The organism is Ruegeria sp. EL01 (assembly GCF_900313035.1).
Classification (GTDB): domain Bacteria; phylum Pseudomonadota; class Alphaproteobacteria; order Rhodobacterales; family Rhodobacteraceae; genus Ruegeria.
Map to the genome: position 1 here is coordinate 346,414 of NZ_OMPS01000046.1, position 25,878 is coordinate 372,291.

Annotated in this window: 24 protein-coding genes; 15 read left to right on the forward strand and 9 right to left on the reverse strand. The window is 56.9% G+C overall.

Going from position 1 to position 25,878, the window contains the following annotated elements; all coding sequences use genetic code 11:
* The first annotated feature begins 70 nt into the window (after positions 1-70).
* The gene (gene coaD, locus D9K61_RS22060) at positions 71-562 is read left to right on the forward strand and encodes a pantetheine-phosphate adenylyltransferase (protein WP_120635341.1); all 492 of its coding nucleotides are present in this window, start codon (positions 71-73) and stop codon (positions 560-562) included.
* On the opposite strand, the gene gap (D9K61_RS22065) is transcribed toward coaD, so the two are convergent.
* From gap (D9K61_RS22065) to gap (D9K61_RS22070), 3 genes are all read right to left on the reverse strand, one after another.
* Positions 554-1,558, reverse strand: coding sequence for a type I glyceraldehyde-3-phosphate dehydrogenase (gene gap, locus D9K61_RS22065; RefSeq protein ID WP_120635342.1), 1,005 nt, complete (start codon positions 1,556-1,558; stop codon positions 554-556). The genes coaD and gap (D9K61_RS22065) overlap by 9 nt on opposite strands.
* A gap of 93 nt (positions 1,559-1,651) precedes the next feature.
* Positions 1,652-1,795: a hypothetical protein gene (locus D9K61_RS27075; protein WP_162946997.1), complete on the reverse strand. Its 144-nt coding sequence runs from the start codon at positions 1,793-1,795 to the stop codon at positions 1,652-1,654.
* A 71-nt stretch (positions 1,796-1,866) separates the two neighbouring features.
* Entirely contained in the window at positions 1,867-2,868 is a 1,002-nt protein-coding gene (gap, locus tag D9K61_RS22070) for a type I glyceraldehyde-3-phosphate dehydrogenase (RefSeq protein WP_120635343.1), read from the reverse strand.
* 181 nt (positions 2,869-3,049) lie between these two features.
* On the opposite strand from gap (D9K61_RS22070), the gene D9K61_RS22075 reads away from it, so the two are divergent.
* Positions 3,050-4,012: a DUF808 domain-containing protein gene (locus D9K61_RS22075; protein ID WP_120635344.1), complete on the forward strand. Its 963-nt coding sequence runs from the start codon at positions 3,050-3,052 to the stop codon at positions 4,010-4,012.
* A gap of 143 nt (positions 4,013-4,155) precedes the next feature.
* Positions 4,156-4,446 (forward strand): hypothetical protein, encoded by a 291-nt coding sequence (locus tag D9K61_RS22080; RefSeq protein WP_120635345.1) that lies wholly within the window; start codon positions 4,156-4,158, stop codon positions 4,444-4,446.
* Positions 4,447-4,495: 49 nt separating this feature from the next.
* On the opposite strand, the gene tkt is transcribed toward D9K61_RS22080, so the two are convergent.
* Positions 4,496-6,517, reverse strand: coding sequence for a transketolase (gene tkt, locus D9K61_RS22085; protein ID WP_120635346.1), 2,022 nt, complete (start codon positions 6,515-6,517; stop codon positions 4,496-4,498).
* Positions 6,518-6,753: 236 nt separating this feature from the next.
* Here tkt and D9K61_RS22090 point away from each other — a divergent pair, with 236 nt between their 5' ends.
* Genes D9K61_RS22090 through D9K61_RS22100 form a run of 3 tightly spaced genes read left to right on the forward strand, consistent with a single transcriptional unit; the run spans position 6,754 to position 8,353 of the window.
* Positions 6,754-7,611, forward strand: coding sequence for a hypothetical protein (locus tag D9K61_RS22090; protein WP_120635347.1), 858 nt, complete (start codon positions 6,754-6,756; stop codon positions 7,609-7,611).
* The gene (locus D9K61_RS22095) at positions 7,611-8,006 is read left to right on the forward strand and encodes a cell division protein ZapA (protein WP_120635348.1); all 396 of its coding nucleotides are present in this window, start codon (positions 7,611-7,613) and stop codon (positions 8,004-8,006) included. Before D9K61_RS22090 ends, D9K61_RS22095 begins: the two co-directional genes overlap by 1 nt.
* A complete protein-coding gene (locus D9K61_RS22100; protein WP_120635349.1) occupies positions 8,003-8,353 on the forward strand; it encodes an MliC family protein in 351 nt (116 codons plus the stop codon). The genes D9K61_RS22095 and D9K61_RS22100 overlap by 4 nt, the downstream gene beginning before the upstream one ends.
* A 6-nt stretch (positions 8,354-8,359) precedes the next feature.
* Here the strand turns inward: D9K61_RS22100 and grxD are convergent, their stop codons facing one another.
* From grxD to D9K61_RS22125, 5 genes are all read right to left on the reverse strand, one after another.
* Positions 8,360-8,722: a Grx4 family monothiol glutaredoxin gene (grxD, locus tag D9K61_RS22105; RefSeq protein WP_120635350.1), complete on the reverse strand. Its 363-nt coding sequence runs from the start codon at positions 8,720-8,722 to the stop codon at positions 8,360-8,362.
* A 182-nt stretch (positions 8,723-8,904) separates the two neighbouring features.
* Positions 8,905-9,141 carry a BolA/IbaG family iron-sulfur metabolism protein gene (locus tag D9K61_RS22110; RefSeq protein WP_120635351.1) on the reverse strand — a complete coding sequence of 79 codons (237 nt, stop codon included), beginning with the start codon at positions 9,139-9,141 and terminating at the stop codon, positions 8,905-8,907.
* A 145-nt stretch (positions 9,142-9,286) separates the two neighbouring features.
* Positions 9,287-11,446, reverse strand: coding sequence for a phosphoribosylformylglycinamidine synthase subunit PurL (gene purL / locus D9K61_RS22115; RefSeq protein WP_120635352.1), 2,160 nt, complete (start codon positions 11,444-11,446; stop codon positions 9,287-9,289).
* Positions 11,447-11,643: 197 nt separating this feature from the next.
* Complete coding sequence (locus D9K61_RS22120; protein ID WP_120635353.1) at positions 11,644-13,908, reverse strand: mechanosensitive ion channel family protein; 2,265 nt, start codon at positions 13,906-13,908, stop codon at positions 11,644-11,646.
* 277 nt (positions 13,909-14,185) lie between these two features.
* Positions 14,186-15,094: a LysR family transcriptional regulator gene (locus D9K61_RS22125; RefSeq protein WP_120635354.1), complete on the reverse strand. Its 909-nt coding sequence runs from the start codon at positions 15,092-15,094 to the stop codon at positions 14,186-14,188.
* A 169-nt stretch (positions 15,095-15,263) separates the two neighbouring features.
* On the opposite strand from D9K61_RS22125, the gene D9K61_RS22130 reads away from it, so the two are divergent.
* The 9 genes from D9K61_RS22130 to D9K61_RS22170 all read left to right on the forward strand — a co-directional run bounded on the left by D9K61_RS22130 (position 15,264) and on the right by D9K61_RS22170 (position 25,825).
* Positions 15,264-18,683 carry an indolepyruvate ferredoxin oxidoreductase family protein gene (locus D9K61_RS22130; protein ID WP_120635355.1) on the forward strand — a complete coding sequence of 1,140 codons (3,420 nt, stop codon included), beginning with the start codon at positions 15,264-15,266 and terminating at the stop codon, positions 18,681-18,683.
* A gap of 78 nt (positions 18,684-18,761) precedes the next feature.
* Complete coding sequence (locus tag D9K61_RS22135; protein ID WP_120635356.1) at positions 18,762-19,640, forward strand: lysophospholipid acyltransferase family protein; 879 nt, start codon at positions 18,762-18,764, stop codon at positions 19,638-19,640.
* An 8-nt stretch (positions 19,641-19,648) separates the two neighbouring features.
* A complete protein-coding gene (locus tag D9K61_RS22140) occupies positions 19,649-20,458 on the forward strand; it encodes a glutamate racemase (RefSeq protein WP_120635357.1) in 810 nt (269 codons plus the stop codon).
* A 94-nt stretch (positions 20,459-20,552) separates the two neighbouring features.
* Positions 20,553-21,581 (forward strand): N-acetyl-gamma-glutamyl-phosphate reductase, encoded by a 1,029-nt coding sequence (argC, locus tag D9K61_RS22145; RefSeq protein ID WP_120635358.1) that lies wholly within the window; start codon positions 20,553-20,555, stop codon positions 21,579-21,581.
* Positions 21,582-21,588: 7 nt separating this feature from the next.
* Positions 21,589-22,035, forward strand: coding sequence for a cytochrome c maturation protein CcmE (ccmE, locus tag D9K61_RS22150; protein WP_120635359.1), 447 nt, complete (start codon positions 21,589-21,591; stop codon positions 22,033-22,035).
* Positions 22,036-22,153: 118 nt separating this feature from the next.
* Positions 22,154-22,765 carry a holin-associated N-acetylmuramidase gene (locus D9K61_RS22155; RefSeq protein ID WP_120635360.1) on the forward strand — a complete coding sequence of 204 codons (612 nt, stop codon included), beginning with the start codon at positions 22,154-22,156 and terminating at the stop codon, positions 22,763-22,765.
* Positions 22,756-23,334, forward strand: a complete 579-nt coding sequence (locus tag D9K61_RS22160) for a holin family protein (protein ID WP_120635361.1) — start codon at positions 22,756-22,758, stop codon at positions 23,332-23,334. The genes D9K61_RS22155 and D9K61_RS22160 overlap by 10 nt, the downstream gene beginning before the upstream one ends.
* A gap of 74 nt (positions 23,335-23,408) precedes the next feature.
* Complete coding sequence (locus D9K61_RS22165; RefSeq protein WP_120635362.1) at positions 23,409-25,373, forward strand: heme lyase CcmF/NrfE family subunit; 1,965 nt, start codon at positions 23,409-23,411, stop codon at positions 25,371-25,373.
* The gene (locus D9K61_RS22170) at positions 25,370-25,825 is read left to right on the forward strand and encodes a cytochrome c-type biogenesis protein (protein WP_120635363.1); all 456 of its coding nucleotides are present in this window, start codon (positions 25,370-25,372) and stop codon (positions 25,823-25,825) included. Before D9K61_RS22165 ends, D9K61_RS22170 begins: the two co-directional genes overlap by 4 nt.
* The last annotated feature ends 53 nt before the right edge of the window (positions 25,826-25,878 follow it).

The following is a 25,878-nucleotide window of genomic DNA, read 5'->3' on the forward strand; positions in this document are numbered from 1 at the left end:
ACGAGGCCCCTTGCAGCCGCAGCAGAGTTATGTTTGCTTGCGCAGAAATTTTGTTGCGCAGGAGGGCGCGATGCGGGTTGGATTGTATCCTGGAACTTTTGATCCGATCACCCTGGGTCATATCGACATCATCCGCCGCGCCTCGGCCTTGGTGGACAAGCTGGTTATCGGCGTTGCCATTAACCGGGACAAGGGTCCTCTGTTTGCCTTGGAAGAACGTGTGGACATGATCGAGGCAGAATGCGCACATCTGTCCGAACAGACTCAAACAGAAATTGTCGCCCACCCATTCGAAAATCTGCTGATCAACTGCGCCCGAGACGTCGGTGCGCAGATCATCGTGCGTGGCCTGCGGGCTGTGGCAGATTTCGAATACGAATTTCAAATGGTTGGCATGAATCGCGCCTTGGACGACTCGATCGAGACGGTGTTCCTGATGGCCGAAGCGCGGCATCAGGCCATCGCATCAAAGCTGGTCAAGGAAATCGCCCGGTTGGACGGGGACGTGTCGAAATTCGTCACGCCCCGCGTCAATACGGCGCTGCGCGAAAGGTTAGGTTAGGGCACCCATCGCGGCGGCTGTGTCCAGCATCCGGTTCGAAAAGCCCCATTCATTGTCGTACCATGCCAGAACGCGCACAAGCGTGCCATCAGTGACTTTGGTTTCGGCCAGCGACACGGTCGAACTGTGCGCGTCGTGGTTGAAATCCATGGATACCAATGGACGTTTCTCGGCTGCCAGAACGCTAGGGATCTTTGCAGCGGCTTCGACAAACAGCGCATTAACTTCGTCTTCAGTGGTGGGACGCGAGACCTCGGCCACCAGATCAACGACTGAAACGTTTGGGGTTGGAACACGAATGGCCTGACCGGTCAGTTTGCCGGCCAAGTGCGGCAGAACCAATCCGACGGCCGAGGCCGCACCGGTGGTGGTCGGGATCATTGACAGAGCCGCCGCGCGCGACAAATAGGGATCTTTGCCTGCGGTGTCGTGAACCGGCTGGCTTGCCGTATAGGCGTGAACGGTCGTCATATTGCCGTGCAGGATGCCCAAACCGGCGTCCAATGCTGCTGCAACAGGCGACAGGCAGTTTGTTGTGCAAGATGCGTTCGACACAACCGCGTCTGCTGCCGTCAGCTCGTGATCGTTAACGCCGAAGACCACAGTTTTAACACCACCATCGCCACGCGCTGGGGCAGAGATCAGAACTTTCTTTGATCCATTTTTGAAGTGACGCTCGGCCGCTTCGCGCGTGCGAAAAACGCCGGTGCATTCCAGAACCACATCCACATCGGACCAGTTCAGTGCCTCGGGGTCACGCTCGCTGGTCAGGCGGATCGGACCAGCGCCCACGTCCAGACCAGACTCGGTCAGCGTAACAGACTTATTGTAACGCCCGTGCACACTGTCGAATTCAAACAGATGCGCATTCATCTCGGGTTTCGCCAGATCGTTGATGGCAACGATCTCCACGTCGATACGACCCGATTCCATGACCGCGCGCAAAACACCGCGCCCGATCCGTCCAAAGCCGTTGATTGCCAGTTTGAGTGTCATGGTGCGCTCCGTCTGAATAGCCTGTCGGCATCGGTTAAAATTCAGTTAGCGCTAACAAGATCAGATGAACGGAAAAGTCAAGGGGAACCTCTGTCATCGCCAGAAAGCCAGCCAGTCCAGAAAGGTGTAAAGTTTTTTGCTGAGAAACAACAAATGCTCGGGTCCGAACACAGCGTAATCAAGCATCATACCACCAATAAGCAGTATTCCGAGCCAGATGGCGATTTGATTGGTCATCCTGTCCTCGAACGAAAACGCCCGCCCAGATAACCTGAGCGGGCGAAGCTGTTCAAGCGATCAAGGGAAAGTCAGTTAAGACGACCCATCGCAACGGCCACATCGGCCATACGGACCGAGAAGCCCCATTCGTTGTCGTACCACGCCAGAACGCGGACCATACGGCCATCGACAACGCGGGTCTGGTCAGGGGCGAAGATCGAGCTTTCTTCGGTGTGGTTGAAATCGGTCGACACCAGCGGCGCGGGCTCATAGCCCAGAACGCGTTGCATTGGGCCTTGGGCGGCTTCCTGCGCGATCGCGTTCACCTCTTCGACTGTCACGTCGCGCGCGGCGCGGAAGCTCAGATCAACAGCGGACACATTCGGAGTTGGTACACGGATTGCAGATCCGTCCAGACGACCCTTGAGGTTCGGCAACACTTCTCCCAGCGCAGCAGCAGCGCCTGTAGTTGTGGGGATCATCGACATTGCGGCCGCGCGGGCGCGGTACAGGTCGCTGTGGCGACGGTCCAATGTCGGCTGGTCACCGGTATAAGCGTGGATCGTGGTCATGATGCCGTGTTCGATTCCGATGCCTTCGTCCAGAACCTTGGCAAGCGGCGCAAGGCAGTTCGTGGTGCAAGAGCCGTTGGACACCATGTTGTCATTGGCGGTCAAGCTGTTGTGGTTGACGCCAAAGACGATGGTCTTGTCAACGTTGATGCCCGGTGCCGACAGTAGAACTTTTCGTGCGCCACGCTCCATATGGGTTTTGGCTTTGCGCCCATCGTTGAACTTGCCGGTGCATTCCAGAACGACATCGCAACCGTCCCAGTCCAACTCATTCATATCATAGGTCGAAAACATCTCCATCGGGCCGCGGCCCAGGTCCATGGTGTTGCCGTTAATGGATACGTCGCGTGGAAAACGCCCATGGATACTGTCGTATTTCAGCAAGTGCGCCGAGGTTTCCAAAGGTCCGGTCGCGTTCACCTTGATCACTTCAATGTCGTTCCGCGCCGATGCGGCGATGTGCGACAGGGTACAGCGGCCAATGCGGCCAAAACCATTGATACCGACCTTGATGGTCATCTGACGTCTCCAAATGCGCTTGCTTTGGACGCCATATAACGGCGAATGGTGAATCTCAAAAGGGCAAAAATGGCATATTTTTAAGGTGTTAGCGCAAACCTATCCCGGTTGCGCTAACGCTTGCGCTAGCCGTGGGATCAGGTAGGTTCCAGATGCGACAGGTGACAGGAAAGGACGCGCGATGAGTGGTCTGTTGGCCCTTTTGGACGATGTGGCAGGAATCGCCAAGGTTGCGGCGTCTTCCGTGGATGACGTAGTTGCGGCGGCTGGCAAAGCCGGGGCCAAGACGGCTGGTGTCATAATCGATGATGCCGCAGTTACACCCAAGTACGTTCAAGGTTTTGCGCCAGCACGCGAATTGCCGATCATCTGGCGCATCGCACGCGGGTCCGTTTTTAACAAGATCGTTCTGCTGTTGCCGGTTGCATTGTTGTTGGCCAATTTCGCGCCCTGGCTCATAACACCTTTGCTGATGATCGGGGGATCATACCTTTGTTTTGAAGGGGCCGAGAAGATATTCCATGTTTTGTTCCCACATGGCAGTCATGTGATTGAAGAAGACTTGAAGAACCCGGACCCGGGTCACCTGGAAGAACAGAAGGTCAAAGGCGCGATCAAGACCGATTTCATACTGTCAGCGGAAATCATGACCATTGCACTGGCGGCTATTGAGGCGCCGAATTTGTGGATGCAGGCCGCGACGTTGGCGGTAGTTGGCCTTGGCGTGACTCTGGCCGTTTATGGTTCGGTCGCCTTGATTGTGAAAATGGATGATGTCGGGCTTTATCTGGCCAACAACGCGCCAACCCCAATTGGACGCGGGTTGGGACGCGGGTTGGTCAAGGGCATGCCGGGCGTGATGAAATTACTTTCGATTGTCGGCACGGCGGCGATGTTGTGGGTGGGTGGCTCGATCATCATTCACGGGCTCGAGGTTCTGGGCTTTGGCTGGCTGGGCCACCACATCCATGATTTGGCCTATGCTGCCGGCCATGCCGTTTCTGCTCAGTGGGAAGGGTTTGTCGAATGGACTGCCAAGGCCACGATGGATGGCATTTTTGGCCTGGCGTGGGGTATGGTTTTGATCCCTGTTGCGACGAAGGTGATCGCACCGATGATCTCCCGCAAAACCAAGTCGCACTAACAAAGCGGAACTAGCCTGACATGTCTGACCGCCCAATAATCAGGATCATCTCTGGGCCGAGCCCAACGCAGAAAGCTTTGCAAAATGCAGCCAGTGATGGTTTGGCGAAGGTTGTTTCAAGCACTAGCGCTGCTGCAGACTTGATGCCATTCGATGCCAAAGCTCTCTTTGGCGTTTTGCATTTTCGTCTGCATTCGGTCGAGCAAGCCAAGAAACGCCAAGTGTGGTTTGGCGGACGACTGTTCAACAAGTTCAGCGGCCAATCAGCAGACTATATACCGTTATCTGGCGTGCATCTGAGGCAAGTGTTTTCGGCGGCAGGGATCGATGCACCCAAGTTCATTGTGGCGCGCGGCCAGTATGAGCTGCGGGTTGATTACGCCCAGCGCGCCTATGATACGCTGAAGGGGCAGGTGGGCGCGGTGGCAGAATAGAAAAGGGCGGCAAGTGCCGCCCCTGAGATTCGTTGCGATTGCGAAGCGTTTAGCCCAACAGGTCTTTGACCTTGGCAACCGTTGCCTCTGCGGTAATGCCGAAATGCTTATACAGCTCGCCAGCCGGGGCGGATGCGCCAAAGCTCGACATGCCGATGAAGTCAGACTTGGCCTCGCGACCCCGCTCACCCAATAGCCAGCGGTCCCAGCCACCGGCGCGTACGGCGGCCTCAATGCCAACACGGACGGCACCGCCCGGCAGAACGCGTTTGCGGTAGGCTTCATCCTGCTGGGCGAACAATTCCATACACGGCATCGAGACAACTCGGGTTCCGATACCATCCGCCTCGAGCATCGCCTTGGCTTCCATAGCCAACGAAACTTCGGAACCGGTCGCGATCAGAATGGCCTGACGTTTGCTTTCAGCTTCAGCCAAAACATAGGCACCCTGCGCGGTCAGGTTCTTCGATTTGTGTTCGGTGCGAACCGTAGGCACACCCTGACGTGTAAGCGACAGAACCGAGGGGCTGTCCTTGAACGTCAGCGCCAATTCCCAAGCCTCGGCCGTCTCAATCGTATCGGCGGGACGGAACACATAGGTGTTCGGCGTCGCGCGCGAAATCGCAAGATGTTCAACCGGCTGGTGGGTCGGACCGTCTTCGCCCAGACCAATTGAATCGTGTGTCATCACGAAAACCGTGGGAATCTTCATCAACGCGGCCAAGCGCATGGATGGCCGCGCATAGTCGGTAAACGCCATGAATGTACCGCCATAGGGGCGGAGACCACCATGCAGCGCCATGCCATTCATGGCCGCGGCCATACCGTGTTCGCGAATCCCGTAGTGGATATAGCGACCTTTGCGATTTTCCGGCAGGAACACGCCCATATCGGCCGATTTGGTGTTGTTCGATCCGGTCAGGTCCGCCGAACCACCAACCGTTTCGGTCATGATCGGATTGACGATGTTCAGCACCTTTTCCGAGGACGCGCGGGTGGCCAATTTCGGCTGATCTTCCGACATCTGCTTTTTGAACGAACGGATGGCGCCGGTCAATTTTTTGGGCGCGTCAAACGCATAAGCGCGGTTGAATTCACCCTGTTTGCGCTCAGACAGTTCTGAGAAGCGCCCTTCCCAGGCGGCCCGTTCATCTGCACCACGGGCTCCGATGGCTTCCCATGCGGCTTTTACGTTGGCGGGAACCTCAAACGCGTCATGAGGCCAATCATAGGCCTGTTTCGCGGCTTTCAACTGGTCCTGATCGGTCAAGGCACCATGCCCTTTGGACGTGTCCTGAGCGGCGTGCCCTAATGCAATGTGGCTTTCGCAGGCGATCATGGTCGGCTTGTTCGACTTTTTCGCCTTCACAATGGCTGCGTCGATGGCTTCGGGATCATGCCCGTCAATCTCGATGACCTGCCAGCCCGATGCGGCAAAGCGGCGAACCTGATCGGTGCGATCCGCCATGTCGACAGTGCCGTCGATCGTGATGTTGTTGTTGTCCCAGAAGACAATCAGTTTGCTCAGCTCGTGGCGACCGGCAAGGGTGATCGCTTCCTGGCTGACACCCTCCATCAGGCAACCGTCGCCTGCGATCACATAGGTATAGTGATCGACAACTTTCTTGCCGTAATGCGCGCGCTGGATCTCTTCCGCCATGGCAAAGCCGACCGCGTTCGAGATGCCCTGACCCAGCGGACCGGTGGTGGTCTCGACACCGTTGATCAGGAAGTTTTCCGGGTGACCGGCAGTTTTGGCACCCATCTGGCGGAAATTCTTGATTTCTTCCAGTGTCACATCCGCATTGCCGGTGAGATACAGCAATGAATAGACCAGCATGGAACCATGGCCTGCGGAAAGAATAAACCGGTCGCGGTCGGGCCAGTGTGGGGCTGAAGCGTCGAATTTCAGATGCTTTTCGAACAATACTGTCGCGACATCAGCCATGCCCATGGGCATACCGGAATGGCCGGAGTTGGCGGCGGCGACGGCATCTAGGGTCAATGTGCGGATGGCCGCAGCTTTGTCCCAGTGTTCGGGGTTGGCATTGCGCAGCGCAGTCAGGTCCACGGGCGTTGTTCCTTCGGATTACAAGCAGATTGCGGGCTCAATACCATCCACCCCTCAAAGTGCAAGCGGAACCGGGTATTACAGGGTTGACCTGCTTGAAGAGTGCTGCCCAAGTGATTGAAACCAAACAGTGGGTATTTTCTGTCGCATTCCGTTAGACTACGCACAGGCGGGGCCGGGTTTTGATTCGGATCATCTCGCAATAGAATGAACCTTGATAAAGAGGTGACAGGGGCATGAGCCAGATAGAGGAATTACAGCACCGCATCATCGCTGCGATGGCGCGCATCGGCAGTGGCGTTGAGGCTTTGCAAGACGAAGCTCCGGGCGACGGTGCGCAGGACGAAGCGTTGCAGGCGTCATTGGAAGAAGAACGTGTTGCCAATGCTCAGCTTCAAGAGCGGTTGAAACTGCTGAAAGACCAGCATGAACAGGAAGCGGACGAGCTGCGTAACGAGCTGGAGCAGCTGCGGTTAACATCCGGTGAGGGCAGCGAAAGTGCCGCGCTGCGGGAAGAACTGGCGCAAGCAACCGCAAAGCTTGTATCGGTCGAGGCTGCAAGGGCAGAATTGGCAGATGCCAAAGCTGCGCTGGAAAACAGCGAAGAGCTGGACACGCTGAAAGCCGAGAACGAGAAGTTGCGCTCGGAACTGGATACCCGTGAGGATCCCGCGCCGCTGCGTGCCGAATTGGAACAACTTCAGGCGTTGATGTCGCAGGCGAAACAGATCGAAGCGGAAAACACCCGGTTGCGGTCAGAACTGGCCGACACGGAACGGGTCGGGGATCTAAGCGCAGAGTTAGAGATGTTGCGCGCGGAACGCACCAGCCACGGTGCCGCAATGTCGCGGCTGGATGATGATCTTCAGCGGATGCGCAAGGCCAATGAACAGTTGCGTAGCTCGATTGACGAATTAAGGGCTGCAGCAGCAGACGGCGTGCCAGATGCCGAATTGCTGAACCGGGCCACCGTCGCCGAGCTTGAGGCAACGCGGGCCGCGCAGGCGACAGATGCAGCCGAGGCACATGCCGTACTGGCGCGCCTGGAACCCTTGCTGTCGCAGGCGAAACTGGCAGAAGGTGAGGTGGAGTGATGCCTGAATTGACCATTCATATCGGTGGGCGCGGCTTTGAAGTGTCCTGTCAGGAAGGCGAAGAGAGTTTTCTGCAGTCTGCTGCCAAGATGCTGGATGACGAGGCACAGGTCCTGTCGGATCAGATCGGGCGGATGCCGGAATCGCGGATGTTGCTGATGGCGGGCCTGATGCTGGCGGATAAGACGTCGGCCACAGAAGAAAAAGTACAGGTGCTGGAGGCCAAGTTGGCCGAAGTAGAAGCAAAACTGAACGATTTGCGTACAGCACCCCCGCCAGAACCCGAGCGCATCGAGGTTGCCGTGGTTCCTCCGTCCGTTACGGACACGTTGGCCGAACTGGCCGCGCGCGCCGAGGCGCTGGCATCGGTCGTTGAGGAGAAAAAGGCACGATGATCAATCTGCGCAACATCGCCGGCGGGGCAGTGATGGCAATGTCGGCCTCGGCGGCAGTGGCCGAAATCGACATTTTGTCAGTAACCTTCACCTGCGAAAACGGGGTGCCGTTACCGGTGACGTATTTCAATGCCTCTGACGGACCCGGCGCGGCGGCAACTCTGGTAGATAACAAACTGGTGCCAATGCGCCAGGTCGCAAGCGGATCCGGCATTCGGTATGAATCCACCGACGGCGAGGGCATCTACATCCTACGTTCCAAGGGGTGGAATGCGTCGATCAGCTATCAGGCGGCAGGTGATGCCGCCAGCGAGCAGGTCATTTACCAGGATTGCTCCAGCCGCTAAGCCGGATCAGGCGTTTGCTTCGCGGATTTTGTCGGCCGCTTCTTTGTTGTACTCGACGCTGTTCTCTTCAAACAGCGTGTCCAACTCACCCGACAAGGTCATTTCGGTGATGATGTCGCAACCACCGACAAACTCGCCTTTGACGTAAAGCTGAGGAACGGTCGGCCAGTCGGAATAATCCTTGATACCCTGGCGAACGTTTTCGTCTGCAAGTACGTTCACATCGGTGTATTCGACACCCATGTAGTTCAAAACGCCAGCCACGCGCGAAGAGAATCCGCATTGCGGCATCTCTTTGGTGCCTTTCATGTAAAGCACCACGGTATTGGCTTTGACGGTTTCGTCGATCTGGGATTTTACGTCGGTCATGTCGTAGTTCCTTTACATGTCACGCTTGTGGCTATCGTTTATTCCTTGCCGCCAAGCGTTATCGTTGTTCGTTTTCTTAACGAGATTCAGGTCAGTCGCTTCCATTCCCAATGGAGGTTTTTCATCGGGGTTTGGGGGCGTCCAGCCACCCATTGATTTTAAGACTTCGCAAATAAACTTGATCATTCCGGCACTTTAGTGGTCAGCGCCAGCGCATGCAGGTCTCCGTCCGGGCCATCCATCTTGCCCTTAAGTGCTGCATAAACTGCACGCTGCTGCTGAACCCGGTTCTTGCCGCGAAAGCTCTCGTCCACGACCATCGCGGACATATGAACGCCGTCCTGACCGCCCACCTGTATATCCGCATCGGGAAAGGCATCGCGCAGCAGGGTTTCGATTTCGTGGGCGCTCATCGGCATGTAGGTCACTCCTGAAGGTCTTTGCCAAGATGTAGAGCGATGAGCCGGGCCGCGCAAGATGTGCCAGCTCGCCGCATAAGGTTATTCCTGCGCTTACACCGCAGCGCGGAATTGCCAATCGGGCAGCCTGCAGAGGTTCAGAGGGTCAGGCGACCGCCGCTGCAAAGCTTGTGCGGAAGGTTTCGGTCATTTCGGCCAATGGGGCTTCGGACCCGCCAATCTTGACGGCATCCCCAGTGAAACGACCGACCGAGATCAGCGGAACGCCAGCTTGACCTGCCGCAATCATCAGCGCCTCGGCCTGATCGAAGTTGCAGGCGACCAGATAACGGGCCTGATCTTCGCCAAACAGGAATTCAGTCGAAGCGTCGTCGAGTTGGATGCCAACTTCCGCCGCTTCAGCCAGTTCGAAGGCCGCAAGAGCCAAGCCGCCGTCTCCCAGATCGGTGCAGGCTTTGATCATCTCGCGATTGGCGCGGATGAAATCGCCATTGCGCTGTTCGGCATCCAGATCCACATGCGGGGCGTCGCCGTCTTCGCGGTTGAAGACCTCGGCCAGCAGCGCCGATTGGCCCAGATGGCCGGTCGTTTCTCCGATGACAAGCGCCACATGCCCTTCACGAACTTCGTTTCCGATGATCTCATCCGTATGGTTCAGCAGGCCAACAGCGCCGATGGTTGGGGTGGGTAAGATCCCCTGACCGTCAGTTTCATTATACAGTGACACGTTGCCCGACACGATCGGCATATCCAGTGCCGCCACCGCCGCACCGATGCCCTTGATCGCGCCGACGAACTGACCCATGATTTCGGGTTTTTCGGGATTCCCGAAGTTCAGGTTGTCGGTTGTTGCCAAAGGCTTGGCACCAACGGCCGTCAGATTGCGATAGGCCTCGGCCACCGCCTGTTTGCCGCCTTCTTCCGGATTTGCCCGCACGTAGCGAGGCGTCACGTCCGATGTAAAAGCCAGCACTTTGTCGGTGCCATGAACACGCACCATCCCGGCACCCAGCCCAGGCGTGCGAGTGCTGTCGGCCATGACCATTGTATCGTATTGTTCATAGACCCACTGCTTGCCTGCGTAATTGGGCGAGGCCAGCAGGGCGCGCAGACCGTCGATTGGATCGATCTGAGGTACCTCGGTCAATTCTTCCGCGGCCGGGGTCGGTTCCCAAGGGCGGTCATATTCCGGCGCGGTCGAGGACAGTTTTGACAGAACCAGATCGGCCTTCACCTCGCCATTGTGGACGATCAAAAAGCGGTCTTCGGCAATGGTTTCGCCGACGATAGCAAAGTCGAGATCCCATTTCTCGAACACGGCGCGTGCTTCGGCCTCAAGCTCGGGTTTGAGGACCATCAGCATCCGTTCTTGGGATTCCGACAACATCATCTCATAAGCGGTCATGTCTTCTTCGCGCTGGGGCACATTTTCCAGATCCAGGCGCACACCCAGACCACCTTTGTCGCCCATTTCCACGGCGGAACAGGTCAGGCCAGCCGCCCCCATATCTTGAATCGAGATCACCGCACCGGTTTGCATCAACTCCAGCGTTGCCTCCATCAGGCGCTTTTCGGTGAACGGGTCACCAACCTGAACGGTCGGGCGTTTTTCCTCGATCGTGTCGTCGAATTCGGCGCTGGCCATGGTCGCACCACCGACGCCATCACGGCCGGTTTTGGCGCCAAGATAAACGACGGGCATTCCGACACCTGAGGCGGCAGAGTAAAAGATCTTGTCGCTGTCAGCGAGGCCAGCTGCGAAAGCGTTTACAAGGCAATTGCCATTGTAGGCTGGGTGGAACCGAACTTCGCCGCCAACGCATGGCACGCCAAAACAATTGCCATAGCCGCCGATGCCTTCAACAACCCCGTTCACCAGTTGGCGCGTCTTGTGGTGACCAGGTTCGCCGAATGACAACGCGTTCATTGAGGCGATCGGGCGCGCTCCCATGGTGAAGACGTCCCGCAAGATGCCGCCAACGCCGGTTGCCGCGCCTTGGTAGGGTTCGATGTAAGACGGGTGGTTGTGGCTTTCCATTTTGAAAACCACGGCTTGCCCGTCTCCAATATCCACAACGCCTGCGTTTTCGCCGGGGCCGCAGATGACTTGCGGCCCGGATGTTGGCAGGGTGCGCAGCCATTTCTTGGAGGATTTGTAAGAGCAGTGCTCATTCCACATGGCCGAGAAAACGCCCAGCTCGGTAAAGCTCGGCTCGCGCCCGATGATCTCGAGGATCATGTCGTATTCGTCGGATTTCAACCCGTGGGCGGCAATCAGATCCGGTGTGATGGCTGGCTCTTGCATCCTGTATCAGTCCCCGAGATGGCAATTGTTGGCGCCTTTTAGGGGAACGGGCCGCCGGGGGAAAGGGCAAAGGCGTTTTGTCCGGTTTGTGCATGTTTTTCACGGGTCATGTTCCGTGTTGTACAAAAGCAAAGAGGCGCTAAATAGCGCCTCTTTGTTGGCATCCGAACTGCCATGCCAGAGTGTCTTGGAGTGTCCTACTTCTGCTGGTCCTGTTGAACCTTTTGGGCCACTGCGTCTCCTGCGGCGGCACCCACAGCTGCCTTCTGTTCTTCGCTGAGGTTTTCAGCCTCTTCCAATCCGGGAATTGCAACGCGAACCTCGCGGCGGGCAAAATCGATGCCGTTGGCATTGAATTCGGCCTTTACGCGGTTGAAGATTTCTTTGCGCAGCGTGAACTGTTTACCGGGTTTGGCCATGAACTTGCCACGGATGATCATACCCACATCATCAAAGTCGAAAACGCCTTGCGATTTGAAGGGCTGTAGGAACCCATCTTTGTGGGTTTCGTCCGCTATCATCTCGGCACCGATCTTTTTGAAGATCTTCTTGACTTTGTTCGGGTCGGTGTCAAACGGAACGGTGAACTTGAGCTTCATGATCACCCAATCGCGGCTGAAGTTGGTCAGCTTCTGAATTTCTCCATACGGGATGGTGTGAACCGGTCCACGATGGTGGCGGAGTTGCATCGAACGGATGGAGATTTTCTCGACCGTGCCCATGGTGCCACCGACATCGACATACTCACCAACGCGGAAAGCATCGTCGATCAGGAAGAAGACACCGCCGACAATGTCGGCCACCAGTTTCTGAGCACCAAAGCCGATCGCCAGACCCAGAACACCGGCACCAGCCAGCAGCGGGGTGATATTGATACCCAACGCACCCAGCGCCAACAGGCCAAAAATGACAACAATCGTTGCTTGAGCGGTAATTCGGAGCAGCGGCAGAACCGTGGCCAGACGCGATCCACCAGCCCCTCCGCCTTCACCGCCGGCTTCCTCATCCAGCGCTTCAGCCGCGGTTTGTTCTTTGGCCAGGCGGCGGTTGATCCACAGTGATACGACCTCGTTCATGATGTAGCCGACAGCGATGATGAGCAGGAATTCGATCACTGCGCCGCCAACCTCGGCACCAATGCCCGCTGATGCAACGTCGCGCAGGTCAAGTTCCCAAGTGCGCGAAATCATAAAGACAACGAACAACCCGGCCAGAACGCGACCAATCCGAATGTAACTGCGTTTGGTCGACCGATAGGCTTGTTCAGCCAGCGACCCTTCGCCGGACATCGGAGGCTGAAGGTGACGCACGAGACCACGAATGAGCGTATCCAGCGCAGGCGCTATCAACAGCCAGAACATGGTTGTGAAGTGTGGTCCCTTGGAAAGCAGAGCGAGGGTCGAAGGATCGCGCTGTGCAATAAGAAACTCGACAAGCAACCAGACCGCCGCTGAAACACCGATCGCGAAGTAGGGGTAATAATGCGCTACCTCTTCATCGAATTTGGTGTGATCAGGATCAGTGCCCAGCATCATCTGAGACAAGCCCTCTCGGGCCGTCCATGCGATTACGCCGATATAGATGTGTATCGCGGCATTAAGCCAGAAACCAATCCGGGTCTCAGCAGGCGTGACGCCATTAAGCGCATTGAACCGGACGATAAACAGAGTGAATCCGACCAGAAGAAGCAGGCCAATCAAATTTCGGTGCAGATATTTTGCCCAGTGGTCGTCTATGTTGACCAACCGATAATGTGGTTTGCTGGGAGCAAGTATGAAACGTGAGGCTGCAGCGCCCAAGCGTGGAACCCAGATCAGGTAAAACACAAATGGCGCGGCATATGTAATCTGTTCTGGTGTGAGCAAACCGCGTCCAAGTGCGCGTATCACGACATAAAACACAATGAGCCCGGCGATCTCGCGGCAGAAACGGCGAAACAGATATCGGACTGCGCCCCAAAGGTCGGCTTCCTCTTCTCCACCGGACTGTTCGTGCCATTTGCGGGTGAGCAGTCCAAACAGTTTTTCGGCTGCGTATCCGGCCACCAGAACCGTCAAGATCAACCCAAGCAGCTTGAACACGCCGTTTGATCCGAAGGTTGTTGAAAAACTGTCGAACGCTTTGACCTGCGCGCTGACGATATTTGGTAAAGTCGTCAGAACCTGGGTCCATGATGTGACCATCTCGGCCCAAATTTCGCTGATCTCGGTGAGTGGATCTTCGACATCTTCCTTGGCTGCTGCTTGTTTCTTCGCGACAGCATCAAGGCGTTCCAGCAGAATTGCGCGAACCTGATCGTCCGACATCCGCGCGACCAGACCATCGACTTGTTCAGGCGTCAGGTCTTCGGGAATGCTAACACTGGAGGTTGAACCCGTCGTGCCGGTCACTTGCGCGTGCAGCGGACCTGAGAGCAGTAACACTGATAGCAACGCCATCAGTATGCGAATTGGGTGGAACATCGGTTTTGTCCTCGATCACAAAAATTTGTTTTTTTCACGATCATAGGGCTGCGCTTACGTTTTTCCCAGAAGATTCAGCGGCCTATTGGTGTGCAAAAGGCAATAAACCAAAAAAAAGGCCGAGCACGAAGCTCGGCCGTAGTCCAACAGGGAGGTATGAAGATGATGAGCGTTACAGCATCACCGCCTTCGAGTGCTCATTTAGGGGTCAGTTTGTTAACGTTCAAGGTATTTTAACCTTACTTTAGGGCATGTCCGATATGCGGTCGCTGCATACCTATAGTTTTCCCATTTGCTTCAGTTGCTTGCGTTGCGCGATGATCTCGTCCTGAACGAAATCTCGGAACGCAGCAACCCGCTGTGATTGGCGCAATTCCTCGGGGTAAGCGAGGTATACCGGCACATCCGCAGTTTCGATATCCGACAGGACAGGAACAAGATGGGGGAAGTCCTGAGTTACATAATCCGGCAGAACGCCGATGCCCAGATTGTGCAGCACCCCTTGCAGGACACCGAAGTAATTATTGACTGTCAGCAATGACCTGGGGTTGTACGTCATCAGATGCCCCACCATCGATGCGCTTGCCCCGACCTGCGGCGCGGCGGGTGTTTGACAGATCAAACGGTGGTTTTTGATGTCTTCCAGATGTTCCAGCATACCCCCGTGGGTTTCGATGTACTCTTGCGTGGCATACAGCATCATCTGCACAGTCATCAGGCGCTTGCGGACAAGATCGGCCTGGCTGGGTTCTTTCATGCGGATGGCAACGTCCGCCTCGCGCATGGGCAGGTCCAGCACACGCTCTTCCAGCATCAGGTCAATGTTGAGGTCGGGGTATTGTTCATACAGTTTCGGCAGACGAGGGGCCAGCCACAGGGTCCCAAAACCGAAGGTCGTTGTGACGCGCAGAACGCCAAAGACTTCTTCTTCGCTGTCGCGAATACGGGCGGCGGCGGCATCCAGACGTTTGGACATGGCAGAGGTGGCATCGAACAACAGCTCGCCCTGTTCAGTCAGGATCAGGCCGCGCGCGTGCCGGTGAAACAGTGTCGCGTCGAGTGATTCTTCCAGCGCGCGGATTTGACGACTGACGGCGGATTGCGACAGGTTCAGCTTGTCGCCCGCATGAGTCAGGCTGCCTGCGTCTGCAACCGCGTGAAATATTCTAAGCTTGTCCCAATCCATCGCCGCAACTTTCGTTATCCTCGGGAAGGCCTATATGAAATAGGTAACAAGTTCCACATTCAAACAGTGAAATCGTTACGTTTCAGGGGATAACCCCTATACAGGTCAGAATATATGACCTAAAATGCCCGAAGATGAAGCACACTGATCTGACGAGGGGAGACGTTTGATGAGTCAGCCACAAATTTCGCTAACCGACCGGTTCGATCTTGCTAAAAACCCTGTTCTTCTGAACGGCACTCAGGCGCTGGTGCGTTTGATGCTGATGCAGAAGGAACGTGACCGGCAGGCGGGGCTAAACACGGCAGGGCTGGTGACGGGGTATCGCGGATCGCCTTTGGGTGCGGTGGATCTACAGATGACCCGCGCGCAGAAGCAACTGGCACAAAGCGACGTTACCTTTCAGTACGGTTTGAATGAAGACTTGGCCGCGACTGCCTTGTGGGGCAGTCAGCAGGCCGGTTTGCGGGGCGATGGTCGCTTCGACGGTGTCTTTGGCCTGTGGTACGGCAAAGGCCCCGGCGTTGACCGGTCCGGCGATGTGATGCGTCACGCCAATATGGCGGGCACGGCGCAGCATGGTGGTGTGCTGATGGCGATGGGCGATGACCATACCGGCGAAAGCTCGACCGTGTTGCATCAGTCCGAATGGTCGCTGGTAGATATGTATATGCCGGTGGTCAGCCCTGCTGGTGTGCAGGAGATTCTGGACTACGGTATCTATGGCTTCGCGCTTAGCCGATTTGCCGGGGTTTGGGTGGGTCTGAAGACGATGAAAGACACGATCGAGGTGACCTCGGTCGTGGATGGCAGCCCGGATCGGATGCAAGTTGCCGTTCCCGACTTCGACATGCCCGAAGGTGGGCTGAACATTCGCTTGGGCGACACGCCGCATCTGCAAGAGGCGCGGATCATAGATTACAAACGGTTCGCGGCCGAGACGTTTTCCCGCGCCAACAAGCTGGACAAATGGGTCTGGGGCAAACCGGGTGCCAAGATCGGTCTGGTTGCGGCGGGTAAAAACTGGCTGGACCTGACCCATGCTCTGTCTCTGCTGAACATTGATGAGGCCGAGGCCGAGCGACTGGGGATCACCACCTACAAGATTGGCCAGACATTCCCGTTGGATATGACGGGGTTCCACGATTGGGCCGAAGGGCTGGACCTGATTGTTATCGTTGAGGAAAAGCGCAAGCTGATCGAGGTTCAGGTCAAGGAAGCCATCTTTGACGACCGGCGCGGTCGCCGGGTCTATGGCTGGTACAAAGGCGGTGCCGGGACATTGCATCGCGAAGAGCTGTTCCCAACACGCGGCGCGCTAGACCCGATCATGATCGCCGAGAAACTGGGCGATATCCTGATCGAAGAGGGGCGCGATACAGACGGCGTGCGGGCCGGGCTGTCCAAACTGTCCGAGGCGCGCAGGGCGGATAATGCCCAAGAAATCGCGACCCGGCTGCCCTATTTCTGTTCGGGGTGCCCACATAACAGCTCGACCAAGGTGCCGGAAGGCAGCCGGGCTTATGCGGGGATCGGCTGTCACTATATGGTGCAGTGGATGGATCGCGAGACAACCGGCTTCACGCAGATGGGCGGTGAAGGGGCCAACTGGATCGGGGAAGAGCCGTTTTCCACCACCAAGCACGTTTTTCAGAATCTGGGCGACGGAACCTATAACCATTCCGGTGTGCAGGCCATTCGGGCGGCATTGTCGGCAGGCACCAATATCACCTTCAAGATCCTGTTCAACGACGCGGTCGCAATGACCGGGGGGCAGGATAATGAAGGTGACCTGACCGCTGAACGCATCGTGGCTGAGGTCAAGGCGATGGGCGTCAAGGATGTCGCTTTGGTCTATGACGAAAAGGAAGACGTGAATTTCACCGCGCTGCCTGCGAGCGTCGAAACCTTTGAGCGCGCCGAATTGATGCAAGTGCAGGAACGGTTCCGCGAGATCGAGGGCACCTCGGTCATTGTTTATGTTCAGACCTGTGCGGCTGAAAAGCGCCGCCGCCGCAAGCGGGGGACGTTCCCGGATCCGGACAAGCGGGTCTTCATCAACACTGATATTTGCGAGGGCTGCGGCGATTGTGGCGTGCAGTCAAACTGTGTCTCGATCGTTCCCAAGGAGACGGAACTGGGCCGCAAACGGGCGATTGACCAATCCAGTTGCAATAAGGATTTTTCCTGTGTGAACGGGTTCTGTCCGTCTTTTGTTACTTTGGAAGGCGCGAAGATCCGTAAAGAGGCCACCACCGAAATCGACCTGCCGGATCTGCCGATGCCAGTGCTGCCCGAGATCAAAGGCACGCATAACGTGGTGATCACCGGGGTCGGCGGCACAGGTGTCGTGACACTTGGTGCCGTCTTGGCGCAGGCCGCACAGATCGATGGCAAGGGCGCAGGCATGATGGAGATGGCCGGGTTGGCCCAGAAGGGTGGCGCCGTGCATATCCATTGCCGCATTGCCAACCGCCCGGAAGACATCAGTGCCATTCGGGTTGCAACTGGCGAAGCGCATGCGTTGATCGGGGGCGATCTGGTGGTTTCGGCCGGGGCAAAGACTCTGGGTCTGACGCGAACGGGTCAAACAGGCGCAGTTGTGAACAACCACGAGACGGTCACGGGCGATTTCACCCGGGATACCGAATTCCGCATCCCCAGTGATCAGCTTGAACTGGCTTTGCAGGCGCGGTTGAAAGATGGGGTTTCGACATTCGATGCAACCGATCTAGCCCGCGCATTGATGGGGGATTCAATCTATTCGAACATGATGGTGTTTGGCGCTGCCTGGCAGCGTGGCATCCTGCCGGTCAGCCACGAAGCTATCTTACAGGCGCTGGAGTTGAACGGCACCGCGGTTGAGCGCAACAAACGCGCCTTTGATCTTGGGCGGTGGGCGGTTCTGCACCCGGATGAGGTTCAGTCCATTCTGTCGCCATCCGTGACCGAATTGCCTAAAACGTTGGACCAGATCATCGAATTCCGGGAACAGCACCTAAGCGCGTATCAAAGCGCCCGACTGGCGAAGAGATATCGCAAACTGGTGAACTCGGTCACGGATGAGAGGGTGCGCGAAGCCGTGGCCAAAGGGTATCATAAGCTGCTGTCCTACAAGGACGAATACGAGGTTGCCCGACTGTTGCTTACAAGCCGTGACAAAGCCGCGTCCGAGTTTGACGGCGATTTCAAGATGACCTTCCATCTGGCCCCACCGATCTTTGGTGGCAACAGCGGCAATGGCCGTCCGCGCAAACGGGCATTTGGGGAATGGATGCTTGGCCCATTGAAGCTTTTGGCAAAGATGAAGTCTTTGCGTGGCACGCCGCTGGATGTCTTTGGATATTCAGCAGAGCGGAAGATGGAACGCGCTTTGATCCGGCAATATGAAAAGGACATGACAGAGGTTCTGGCGTTGCTGTCGCAGGACACGCTTGATGCTGTCGTGGCTCTGGCTCGGCTGCCGTTGGATATTCGTGGTTTTGGCCCGGTTCTGATGGAAAATGAAGAAAAAGCGGCCAAACGCCGCGAAGAATTACTGGCGACCATCCGCAGTGGTGGCCCGGAAGTGCGCGCGGCGGCCGAGTAGCGCGTCACAAACCTGTCACGTTACCTAGGCAAAATTGCTGCCTGCACTTATACTGCAGGCAGCAAACCGGAGACCCGTATGCCCTCGCGCCGCCACATCGTTCGTGACATTTCTTATTCTTATTCGGCCGCGACCAAAGGCGGGCGGATGGTCATCAAACTGATGGAGAACACGACCGGTCGGCTGCGCCTGATCAAGCGCGCGGACGGATATGAGAGAGAGGTCGCCAAGGGCCGTGATTTTTGGGCCGTTATGGTCGAGCGCTATGGCTTGACACTGGACGTGGTCGGCGGGTCCTTGTCCAATATCCCCAAGGACGGGCCGCTGATCCTGATTGCCAACCACCCTTATGGCATTCTGGATGGTTTGATGATGGGGCATATCCTGTCCCAGACACGGGGTGATTTCCGAATTCTGGCCAATCGGGTGTTTCGCAAAGCCGAGGATTTGAACCGTATTATCCTGCCAATCTCGTTCGACGAGTCGAAAGAAGCGATGAAGTTGAACCTGGAGACGCGAAAGACGGCGTTGAACTATCTGGGTGAGGGCGGCGCAATGGGGGTTTTTCCCGGTGGCACTGTCAGCACCGCCGTCAAGCCTTTCTCGCAGCCAATGGATCCAGGCTGGCGCGGGTTTACGGCGCGGATGGTGGCCAAATCTGATGCAGCTGTTGTGCCTGTGTTTTTTGACGGGCACACGTCGCGCCTGTTCCAGATTGCCAGTCATTTGCACAACACGCTGCGGATGGGCCTGCTGATCAAAGAGTTCAAAAAACGCGTTGATACGCCCGTCAAAGTGGTCATCGGTGAACCCATACAGCGCGATGTTCTGAACCCTATGGGCAAGGATACGCGCAAGATGATGGATTTCCTGCGCAAAGCCACGTATGAGCTGTCTCCGAAGCCGTTAAAGTCCTATGACTACGGCTATGAATTCGAGGAACGGCATCGCGCCTAAAGGGGCAAATGGCAGTAGGCATCTTTGATTCTGGATTGGGCGGTTTGACCGTCCTGAACGCCGCGCAGAAACATCTGCCGGACGTGGATTTTCTGTATTATGCGGACAATGCGCATGCACCCTACGGTGTGCGCAACGCGGACGATATTTATCAGCTGACCCGCAAAGCCGTTCAGGACTTGTGGGCGCGGGGCTGCAATCTGGTGATTCTGGCCTGCAACACCGCCAGTGCTGCGGCATTGCGCCGGATGCAGGAGGAAGGCGTGCCCGAGGGCAAGCGCGTTCTGGGCGTCTTTGTGCCTCTGATCGAGGCCCTGACCGAGCGGCAATGGGGCGACAACAGCCCGCCGCGCGAGGTCGCGGTCAAAAACGTGGCTCTGTTCGCGACGCCTGCCACCGTTTCCAGCCGTGCTTTTCAGCGTGAATTGGCGTTTCGGGCCATAGGTGTGGACGTCGAGGCACAGGCCTGTGGAGGCGTTGTGGACGCGATCGAAGAGGGCGACATGATCCTGGCCGAAGCGCTAGTACGGAGCCATGTGGATGCGCTGAAGCGGAAAATGCCCGAGCCTCAGGCCGCCATTTTGGGCTGTACCCATTACCCTTTGATGGCAGACGCGTTCCAGAAGGCACTTGGCCAAGATGTTCAGGTGTTCAGCCAGGGCGATCTGGTGGCCGAAAGCCTCGGTGACTACTTGCAACGGCACCCCAACATGCTGGGCAATGGCGCGGGTGGTTTTGTAACCACTGGCAAGCCGGGCTTTGTCAGTGACCGGGCAACCCAGTTTCTCCGACGACAAATCGCATTCGAGGCGGCCTGACTTAGGTCAAGGACTGCGCCCGAAACTTTCCTTAACTCGAAGACCGTCGCATCGGCGGTCGTGATATGTGACACACTGAAGTAAGAGGTCTGACATGACCCATAAAATCGCAATTCTGGGCGCATCTGGTTACACCGGGGCAGAACTGGTGCGGCTGATCGCCGAGCACCCGAACATGGAAATCGTCGCGCTGGCCGCCGAACGTAAGGCGGGCCTAACGATGGCGCAGGTTTTCCCGCATCTGCGCCACATGGACCTGCCGGACCTATGCAAGATTTCCGAGATTGATTTTGCCCAGATCGACCTGTGCTTTTGCGCATTGCCGCATAAAACCAGCCAAGAGGTGATCAGGGATCTGCCCAAGACCCTGAAAATCGTTGATTTGTCGGCTGATTTCCGGCTGCAAGACGCTGGTGAGTACGAAAAATGGTATGGCAATCCACACACCGCACTGGAGCAGCAGGAAGAGGCTGTTTATGGTCTGACCGAGTTTTATCGGGATGAAATCCGCACCGCGCGCCTGGTGGCTGGCACGGGTTGCAACGCGGCAACCGGGCAATTTGTGTTGCGGCCGCTGATTACGGCGGGTGTCATCGATCTGGACGACATCATTCTGGATTTGAAATGTGCCGTGTCCGGGGCAGGGCGGTCGTTGAAAGAGAACCTCTTGCACGCCGAGATGAGCGAAGGCTCGAACGCTTATGCAGTGGGGGGCACCCACCGTCATCTGGGCGAATTCGATCAGGAGTTTTCGAAACTGGCGGGGCGGTCTGTTCATATACAGTTCACACCGCATCTGATCCCGGCCAACCGGGGGATTCTGGCCACAACTTACGTCAAAGGTGATCCGCACAGTGTCTATGAGACACTGGCCAAGGCGTATCAGGATGAACCTTTCATCCAGATGTTGCCGATGGGCGAGACACCGTCGACCCATCATGTGCGTGGCTCGAATTTTTGCCATATCGGCGTTGTGGCCGATCGTATCGAACGCCGCGCCATCGTGGTCGCGGCGCTGGATAACCTGACAAAAGGTAGCAGTGGACAAGCCTTGCAGAACGCAAACCTAATGTTAGGTGAGGATGAAACCCGGGGGCTGATGATGGCCCCTTTGTTCCCGTGAGGACGGTATGAAAACGCTCAAGAAACGTCGTCGAATTCAAGTCATTTTGCTGGCCGTTGTTGCCTTGGCTGTGTCGACGGCGTTGATTGGCTATGCGATGCGGGATGGGATCAACTTTTTTCGCTCGCCCAGCCAGGTGATCGCGGAACCGCCGACACCAAACGAGGTGTTTCGCATCGGCGGGCTGGTCGAAGACGGATCGATCGTGCGCGGTCAGGGTGAAACGGTTCGATTTGTCGTGACCGATGGTGGCGAAAGCGTTCCCGTGGCCTTTACCGGGGTTCTGCCGGACCTGTTTACTGAAAACCAGGGCATGGTTGGTACTGGAAGTTACGTAAATGGCGTCTTTGAAGCGACTGAAATACTTGCCAAACATGATGAAACATACATGCCGAAAGAGGTGATGGATGCCCTCAAGGAACAGGGCGTTTATAAAGAACCCGGCGAAAGCTGAGTTTCAACACAATTAGCCTAGGGGCGTTGCGTGTTTTGGACAGGCAGCGCCCTTTGTTTTGTGCAGGTCTTAACTGTTGTTCGGGATTGTCTGACGCACCAGGAATTGGGGGTGTGGCATGCAGACGGTTCGGCAAATCGCCAAAGAGATTGTGGCACGGGAAGGCGGGTTTGTAGACGATCCGGATGACCCCGGTGGTGCGACCAATTTTGGCGTCACGATTCATACGATGCGCAGGTTGGGGCTGGATCTGACGGGGGACGGGGTTGTGAACTCGGCGGATGTCAGATCGCTGAACCATCGGCAAGCTATTGATATATTTGTCAAACATTATTTCAAAAAGCCGCGCATCTCACAATTGCCCGAGGTGCTGCAGCCTTCGGTGTTCGACATGTATGTGAATGCTGGCGCACAAGCGGTCAGGATCCTGCAAAACCTGCTGCGGGATATGCGGTTCGATATCTCGGTGGATGGTGTGATCGGGCCGCAAACCGTGCAGGCGTGTACTCGCGCAGCGCAGCCTGATCCATTCGCACTGCGCGATGCCTACGGTGTGGCACGCAGGAACTACTATTTTCGGCTGGCGGATCGACGGGCAGCGTCACGCAAATACGCACGTACACGGGCCGGTGGCAAAGGCGGCTGGATCAAACGCGCCGAGGCGTTTTTGTCGCCGAGATATCATATGTCGGAAGTCGAGTTTCAAAGGAGGGTCGCGGGATGGGCTTGATCTCGGGCGTGTTGGCTTTGTTGTTTGGCGGCGGGCGCAATGTTGTTCAAGAAACTGCTGAAATCTTTCGGGAAAACTCTGAGGCGGGCGCCGAGCGCACTCTGGCGGTTCAGACTCAGGCGATGACACAGTTCGGGGCCGAGTTTCAGGTGCCGCGCAAGGGCGGGTTTGATCGCTTCATGGACGGGTTGAACCGCTTGCCCCGTCCGGCCCTGGCGTTGGGCACACTGGGCTTGTTTGTCGCCGCCATGGTCGATCCCTTGTGGTTTGCGGCCCGAATGCAGGGAATAGCTTTGGTGCCCGAGCCCCTGTGGTGGCTCTTGGGGGTGATCGTGTCCTTTTACTTTGGTGCCCGTCACCAAGCGAAAATACAGGATCTACAAAGGGATATCTCGACCACGATGCGTCGTGCTCCGACCGTGATGGCCAATCTGGAAGCGTTGCAAAAGCTGCGATCGGACAGTCCGGGTGTCGCCGATCCGGGCCCTGATGCCGGGTTGTCGATGGCGATAAGTCAATCGGACGCCAACCCCGCGTTGGAGGACTGGCAGCGCCTGCGCAAGGCATGAGCCGCGACACTATGTGCCTTTGAATAAGGCGAAAGTTATTGGTGCTTGGGTCCGCCCAAGAGTATATCTTTCGCATGATTACAGAATTTGGTCACTTCGCCCTAATCCTCGCCTTTTTCGTAGCCATCGTGCAAAGCGTGGTGCCGCTGATTGGTGCCTCGAAGCGCTGGAACGGCTGGATGCTGTTTGCGGAACCGGCGGCGATCACGCAGTTCCTGCTGACGGCATTTTCCTTTGGCGCACTGGTCTGGGCGTTTACCACCTCTGATTTCTCACTGCGGATCGTGGTGGAAAACAGCCACTCGGCCAAACCGATGCTGTACAAGATCAGCGGAACATGGGGGAACCACGAAGGCTCGATGCTGTTGTGGGTGTTGATCGTGACCCTGTTCGGCGCCATGGCGGCGTTCTTTGGTGGCGGTTTGCCCCCGACGCTCAAGGCGCGAGTTCTGGCGGTGCAATCCTCGGTCGCGGTGGCGTTTTTTGCCTTCATCCTGTTCACCTCGAACCCGTTTGACCGGCTGGCCATTGCCCCATTTGACGGGCGCGATTTGAACCCATTGCTGCAGGACCCGGGTTTGGCCTTTCACCCGCCGTTTTTGTACCTGGGCTATGTGGGCCTGAGCATGGCGTTCAGCTTTGCCGTTGCGGCGCTGATCGAAGGCCGGGTCGACGCGGCTTGGGGCCGTTGGGTGCGACCTTGGACCCTTGCGGCATGGATATTCCTGACGATCGGCATCGCTCTGGGGTCGTGGTGGGCCTATTATGAGCTGGGTTGGGGCGGTTTTTGGTTCTGGGATCCGGTCGAGAATGCCTCGTTCATGCCGTGGTTGCTGGCAGCAGCTTTGCTGCATTCTGCCATCGTGGTGGAAAAACGCGAGTCGCTGAAAAGCTGGACCATCTTGCTGGCCATAATCGCGTTCGGATTTTCGCTGATCGGGACATTCATCGTGCGTTCAGGCCTACTGACATCCGTGCATGCCTTCGCCACCGACCCTGAACGCGGTATCTTCATCCTGCTGATCCTGGTGGTGTTCATCGGCGGGGCGCTGACGCTGTTTGCTGCGCGCGCCCAAGCGATGGAGGCCAAGGGCGTGTTTGGCATGGTCAGCCGCGAAAGTGCGCTGATTGTGAACAATGTGCTGCTTGCGGTCAGCTGTTTCGTGGTGTTCGTGGGCACGATGTGGCCAATGGTGGCCGAGATGGCGTTTGACCGGAAGCTTTCGGTCGGAGCGCCGTTTTTCAATGCAGCCTTCACCCCGTTCATGGTTTTGCTGGGCCTTGTTCTGCCAATTGGTGCGATGTTGCCCTGGAAACGAGGGCGTCTGGGTCGGGCCGCCTGGTCGTTGCGCTATATGTTTGGGCTCGCTCTGGCGCTGGCGTTGCTGGTTTGGACGATGCAGACAGGACGCAGTGCTTTGGGGCCGGTTGGCGTGTTCCTGGGGTCCTGGATCACCTTTGGTGCGATAGTCGATCTTTGGAGCCGCACAGGGCGTAATGGCAGCCTAAAACGGCTGATCCGGCTGCCGGGCGCTGATTGGGGCAAGGCTGTCGCGCATACAGGTCTGGGCGTCACGATATTTGCCATCGCAGGCCTGACCGCGTGGGAGGTTGAAGACATTCGTGTCGCGCAGCCCAATCAGCCTTTTGAAGTCGGGCAATTTACTTTGACATTGCAGGATGTCCGTCGCGTTCAGGGGCCGAACTACTTCTCGACAATAGCCGATGTGCTGATCGAAGAGAACGGACATCCGGTGACGACCTTGCAGCCCGAAAAACGGGACTATCCGGTTGCGCGTATGCCAACGACCGAGGCGGCCATCGACTACCGGTTCACGCGGGATTTGTACGTGGTGATTGGGGATCAGCAACAAGATGGCGGCTGGGTGATGCGCACCTACATCAAACCTTTTGCCAACTGGATCTGGGCGGGGTGCTTGATGATGGCACTGGGCGGCCTTCTCAGCCTGTGTGACCGTCGCTTTCGCGTTGCTGCCGGGGCACGCAATACGGCGACAGGTGGGGTACCCGCAGAATGAAGCGTATTGTCCTGATCTTTATGCTGATGGCCTCGCCGCTTTTTGCGGTGCAACCCGACGAAGTTCTGGAGGATCCGGTGTTGGAGCAGCGGGCCCGCAACCTGAGCACCGGACTGCGGTGTTTGGTGTGCCGGAACGAAAGCATCGACGAAAGCAACGCAGATCTTGCCCGCGACCTGCGGCTTTTGGTGCGGGAACGTCTGGTGGCGGGTGACTCGGATGACGAGGCTATTGCATTCATCGTGGATCGATACGGTGAATACGTACTGCTAAAACCGAAAACCTCGGGTTCGAACCTGTTTCTGTGGCTGTCTGGTCCGATCATGCTGCTCATTGCTGCTGGTGTGGGTTGGACGTTCCTGCGCAACCGATCCAAGGCTCATGAGCTTGGTGAAGTCGACACGCTGAGCGACGACGAAAAAGAGCACCTGCGCCAAATTCTCGAAGACTGACGCGTGGTTCCGCTTTTCCTTGGCGCGCGAATGCGTCAGGGTTCGGCAAAACA